A 4,624-nucleotide genomic window follows, 5' to 3' on the forward strand; every position below is an offset into this window, starting at 1 on the left:
GCTTAATGGAAAAATGGTTTTGTATTTGAATGATTTGGCAAATCCGAAGAATGGGCTTAATTTAGTCCCAAACCCGCTGTAGTACCAGAACGTTACCAGCAATATTATGAGACACACTACAAAAATTCTAATTTTTTTATTTTTAACGCTAATTGGGTGTAAAAATACTGAGCCAGATAAGGAAATGTCTGCCGATGAGTTTGAACAAAACGTATTCAAACAAGTTTTTATAAATATTGTTGATTCAACATATACAGACAAAAGAATCTATACAAGAATTCCAACTAAAGCAGAAGAGAACGATCCAAAATTTATAGCAGAAAGGGACTCGATAAAAAAGGATACTTTGGATTTAATTGTTGCGGTTGATAGAAGATTTGGAGCTGTCGAAAAACTCAATACCAAAAAATTCATTTTTAAAGATTTTAAGGAATTGCCAAATGTTGAAAATTATACAAACTGGACAGAAAAATATAAAAAGTTTATTGGAGTAATGTCATTTTCTTATATAACATTTGATAAAGCCAAAGAAAATGGAAGTTTAGAAGTTTCATATAGATGTGGTGTAAATTGTGGACTTGGTTACAAAGTTTATCTGAAAAAGATTAATGCAAAATGGAAAGTAGTAAAAATTGAAGATACCTGGATATCGTAAGATACTGCTGGTAACACACGCTACAAGCAATTTGGGTATTTGGCTTAATGGAAAAATTGGTTTGTATTTGGAAGATTTGGCAAATCCGAAGACAAGGCTTAATTTAGTCCCAAACTGCTTGTAGCGCGAGAACGTTATATGATAGTTATCGCCGAAAATACGCTAACGAAAATCATAAGAAAATCACGCATTTAGTTGCGTATAAAAATTGAAAAGCGAAAGTCTGAATTCGAGTTTTTAAAAAGTTGATGTTTAATAGCGAAAACTTGAAAATAGGAATATGAAAAGTAGAAACTTGAAAATTGGGTGAAATTGGACCATAATAGCAAAAAAATGAAAACAATTAATTTAGAATTTTCACTTAAAGCAATTTGGATTGTATTTATTCTAATTACTATTTATATTTTTAGTTGGATAACATTTCTCAATTTTACATTTGGAAATATTGTAACGAGTAAATACACAATATGGAATCTTATCATTCCAAATATTTTCACACTTGGAATATTACTTATTTATACAAAAGAAATATTAATGGGATATAATCCTAAATCCAAAAGCCGAAATTTAAAGTCATTTGTTTTCTTTACTACACTAATCTTAATTTTGACTTTAATACAAATCCCACAATTCGAATTAATATTTGATGAAAATAGTTCAAAATATTGGCAAATAGTTTTGGCTCTAATAATTGTCTTAACTTCCTATTTTGGAATTATTTTAAATAGAATTTTAAAAATTAAAGGATTGAAAAATTAGCTATTAAAATCGTACTTTCGACAAAAATAACCATCATATAACAGCTACTACAACGGATTTGGGCAATTGGCTTAATGGAAAAATGGTTTTGTATTTGGAATGATTTGGCAAATCCGAAGAATGGGCTTAATTTAGTCCCAAACCCGCTGTAGTACCAAGACGTTACTAGCCATAATATAGAATCCGTAAAAATCCTGATTGATTCTTTAATTATCAGAAAAACAAAAGATATAATGAAAAAGAAACTAACGTTTTTAATCTCTCTACTTATTTTGTTAAGCTTAAATTGTTACGCAGAAGGACAAGACGGATTAAATTCTATTTTTAATATATTTTATTTTATCTGGGCAACTTTATGCGTCATACTTTTGACAGCAATTGGAGGAATATCGGCAATAATAATCGGAAGAACAATGAATCAAACCCATTTAGATTATTTTAAAATTTTTGGAATTTCATTCATAATATCAGTTCTTTTAATCATTATTTTAGGAAAAGAACTCGTAAATGGAATATGGAATTTATTATAACGAAAAATTACGGCTAGTAACAGCCGTTTGGCGAGATTGGGGTTTTAGGCTTAATTTAAAGATGGTTTTGTATTTGGAAAAATAGTGTTTAACCGAAACATAAATCTTAATTTAGTCCCCAACCAAGCGTCAGAACGTTACTAGCCATTATAAAAATGACATATCCAAAAACAGAATGATGAAAAAGATATTTATCTCACTATTTGTATTATTTTCTCTGAATGTTTTTTCACAAGAAACTCCTCGCGAAAAGATTTTTATATCTGAAAGTCTAACTGGTGAAATTGGAAAATTCTATATGGAAGGAAAAGAAATAGATATGAATAAAACCTTTTTAGATCCAAAAAATATAGAGAAAATACAAACCTATTTTGGTAAATCTGCAGAAGTACATAGCGGTTCAATTGGTGCTTATTTAATTACTCGCAAAAAGAAAACTTCTTTATTAACTCTTCAGAAATTCATTGAAGAAATCAAATCCAATAACTAATCTGTAAAAAATTCTGAAAGCGTAAATGTTGTTATTAATGGTTTATTAATTAATGGACTTTCCGAATATAAAATTGAACGAAGTTGCGTTTTGAAAATAAATATTATAATCAAAGACCCGAAAGGTGTTAACCGTGATGGAAGCACACCTACTGTAGAAATAATAACCGATAAAAATAACGGCTAGTAACAGCCACTACAACGGATTTGGGCATTAGGCTTAATGGAAAAATGGTTTTGTGTTTGGATGATTTGGCAAATCCGAAGAATGGGCTTAATTTAGTCCCAAACCCGCTGTAGTGCCAGAACGTTAGGCATCAGTTCTGCCGAACTGACGCAGAAAAAAAATGTTTTTCATAATAAATGAATTTTAAAAGATGATTACAGAAATACAATTTGACAACGAACAAACGGAATCTGTCCGTTCCTTTTTTAATAATGCTGATTTTGATTTTTTAATATTTCCTAAACTGAATCTAAACAGAAATGGATACTTACTAACCATAGAAGGAACAGAAGAGAATATTGAGAAATTAATCGATATTATGAAAGAGAGAATTATCAATTTTTATTGAAACATCAATTTCAATTTTTGATAAATTGAACAATTTATTTTTATCATGATTAAAACCTCGTTTAGGTTATAAACGAGGTTTTTTTAGGCATCTCGCCTACTGAGATAATCTGAGTTTAACTTTTAATGTTGAGATAACATGGAAACAATTATTACTTTAGCATTCGTGTACTTAATTGTATGTGAAGCCAAAAAATAATTAAGCTAGACTTAGTTATTATCTTTCTTTTTTAAGAACATTGCTCGTTATTTTTGACGAGCTTTGTCTTGAAAATTTGTTCAATCTGACTTAAAAACTGTACAGAAACTAAATCGAAATATTGCGCATAAAGAACCGAATGCCTAACAGCTACTACAACGGATTTGGGCATTTGGCTTAACGGAAAGATGGTTTTGTACTTGGATAATTTGGCAAATCCGAAGAATGGGCTTAATTTAGTCCCAAACCCGCTGTAGTACCAGAACGTTAGCTGATAGCTTAAAAAGAATCACAGAAAAAAACATTGAAATCAGAAATTTAGATTTCAAAGATTTATAATAAAATACATATCCTGAAAAAACAAAATATGACAGAAAAATTAATTGAAAATTATCAAGACTTTGGAGATGCTCTTATTCTTAATGTTGAATATAAATCTAACATTGATTTGAGTAATAATACTTTTAAAAGTGGAATATCGGAAGTAATTTTAATAATCAGTTGTTTTAATCGTCTCAAAGAAAATACAAGAGAAATTATAAAAATAAAATTTTCCGATATTGAAGATTTTAGATTTGTTAAATATGACAGAATGATAATGGATACCTATATTGGAAAAGAAAATGAATTCTATTTAATTGATTTCGACCCAATAATTTCAACCGATAAAAATGAAAATTGGATCAATAAGAAGAACTCAAATTCAGAATTATCAATCAAATTTAAAAATTTACATTACGAAAAAATTGAATAAAAAGCCATCAGCTAACAGCTACTACAACGGATTTGAGCAATTGGCTTAATGAAAATATGGTTTTGTATCTGGATGATTTGGCAAATTCGAAGAATGGGCTTAATTTAATCCCAAACCCGCTGTAGTACCAGAACGTTAGGGTGTATAGCGGTTGACGATCAACAGTCGCTTTTAATCAGAAACTTTAGTTCGGGAAATAAATCACAAAGCAGAAACTGAGCTGACCGAAATCTAAACTGAAATTGGAATCGAAATCTGAGACTTAATTGTTGCGGACAAAGAAACGTGAACTGCTTTATGGAAAACCGAAAGCGGAATTTTTTGTCTATTTTTTTTGAGGTTTAATTATCGTTTTTTCAATCTTTGTCTCCAAAAAGCAGAAACTAATTGGAGCGGAAATCGAAAGGTGGAAAACTTCCGCAATTGGAATCGATAATTGGAACGACAATTCGTTCGTGCTCAGCAATCGTCAAGCTACACACCCTAACAGCCACTACAACGGATTTGGGCATTTGGCTTAATGGAAAGATGGTTTTGTATTTGGGATGATTTTGCAAATCCGAAGAATAGGCTTAATTTAGTCCCAAACCCGCTGTAGTGCCAGAACGTTATATGACACTTTATGAAAGCACGTAGACGCATAGAAAAGATATCAGGATTAACA

Annotated in this window: 7 protein-coding genes; 6 read left to right on the forward strand and 1 reads right to left on the reverse strand. The window is 30.2% G+C overall.

Going from position 1 to position 4,624, the window contains the following annotated elements; all coding sequences use genetic code 11:
* Positions 1-106 precede the first annotated feature (106 nt).
* The 6 genes from C8P67_RS21695 (at position 107) to C8P67_RS21720 (ending at position 3,960) form a co-directional block, all read left to right on the forward strand.
* Positions 107-655 (forward strand): hypothetical protein, encoded by a 549-nt coding sequence (locus C8P67_RS21695; RefSeq protein WP_115815288.1) that lies wholly within the window; start codon positions 107-109, stop codon positions 653-655.
* A gap of 333 nt (positions 656-988) precedes the next feature.
* The gene (locus tag C8P67_RS21700) at positions 989-1,414 is read left to right on the forward strand and encodes a hypothetical protein (protein WP_115815289.1); all 426 of its coding nucleotides are present in this window, start codon (positions 989-991) and stop codon (positions 1,412-1,414) included.
* A gap of 233 nt (positions 1,415-1,647) precedes the next feature.
* Positions 1,648-1,944 carry a hypothetical protein gene (locus tag C8P67_RS21705; RefSeq protein ID WP_147298283.1) on the forward strand — a complete coding sequence of 99 codons (297 nt, stop codon included), beginning with the start codon at positions 1,648-1,650 and terminating at the stop codon, positions 1,942-1,944.
* Positions 1,945-2,122: 178 nt separating this feature from the next.
* The gene (locus C8P67_RS21710; RefSeq protein WP_115815291.1) at positions 2,123-2,434 is read left to right on the forward strand and encodes a hypothetical protein; all 312 of its coding nucleotides are present in this window, start codon (positions 2,123-2,125) and stop codon (positions 2,432-2,434) included.
* Positions 2,435-2,810: 376 nt separating this feature from the next.
* A complete protein-coding gene (locus C8P67_RS21715) occupies positions 2,811-3,008 on the forward strand; it encodes a hypothetical protein (RefSeq protein WP_115815292.1) in 198 nt (65 codons plus the stop codon).
* A gap of 565 nt (positions 3,009-3,573) precedes the next feature.
* Complete coding sequence (locus tag C8P67_RS21720) at positions 3,574-3,960, forward strand: hypothetical protein (RefSeq protein ID WP_115815293.1); 387 nt, start codon at positions 3,574-3,576, stop codon at positions 3,958-3,960.
* Positions 3,961-4,443: 483 nt separating this feature from the next.
* Here C8P67_RS21720 and C8P67_RS22295 read toward each other — a convergent pair.
* On the reverse strand, positions 4,444-4,624 hold a 181-nt coding region (locus tag C8P67_RS22295; protein WP_211319950.1), incomplete at its 5' end, for a hypothetical protein.

It is taken from the genome of Flavobacterium aquicola, from assembly GCF_003385115.1.
Lineage (GTDB): Bacteria > Bacteroidota > Bacteroidia > Flavobacteriales > Flavobacteriaceae > Flavobacterium > Flavobacterium aquicola.

What these genes read in the sequence shown, in the direction of transcription:
- C8P67_RS21695 (WP_115815288.1), top strand. Translation starts at nt 107, where the DNA reads ATGAGACACACTACAAAAATTCTAATTTTTTTATTTTTAACGCTAATT.
- C8P67_RS21700 (WP_115815289.1), top strand. Translation starts at nt 989, where the DNA reads ATGAAAACAATTAATTTAGAATTTTCACTTAAAGCAATTTGGATTGTA.
- C8P67_RS21705 (WP_147298283.1), top strand. Translation starts at nt 1,648, where the DNA reads ATGAAAAAGAAACTAACGTTTTTAATCTCTCTACTTATTTTGTTAAGC.
- C8P67_RS21710 (WP_115815291.1), top strand. Translation starts at nt 2,123, where the DNA reads ATGAAAAAGATATTTATCTCACTATTTGTATTATTTTCTCTGAATGTT.
- C8P67_RS21715 (WP_115815292.1), top strand. Translation starts at nt 2,811, where the DNA reads ATGATTACAGAAATACAATTTGACAACGAACAAACGGAATCTGTCCGT.
- C8P67_RS21720 (WP_115815293.1), top strand. Translation starts at nt 3,574, where the DNA reads ATGACAGAAAAATTAATTGAAAATTATCAAGACTTTGGAGATGCTCTT.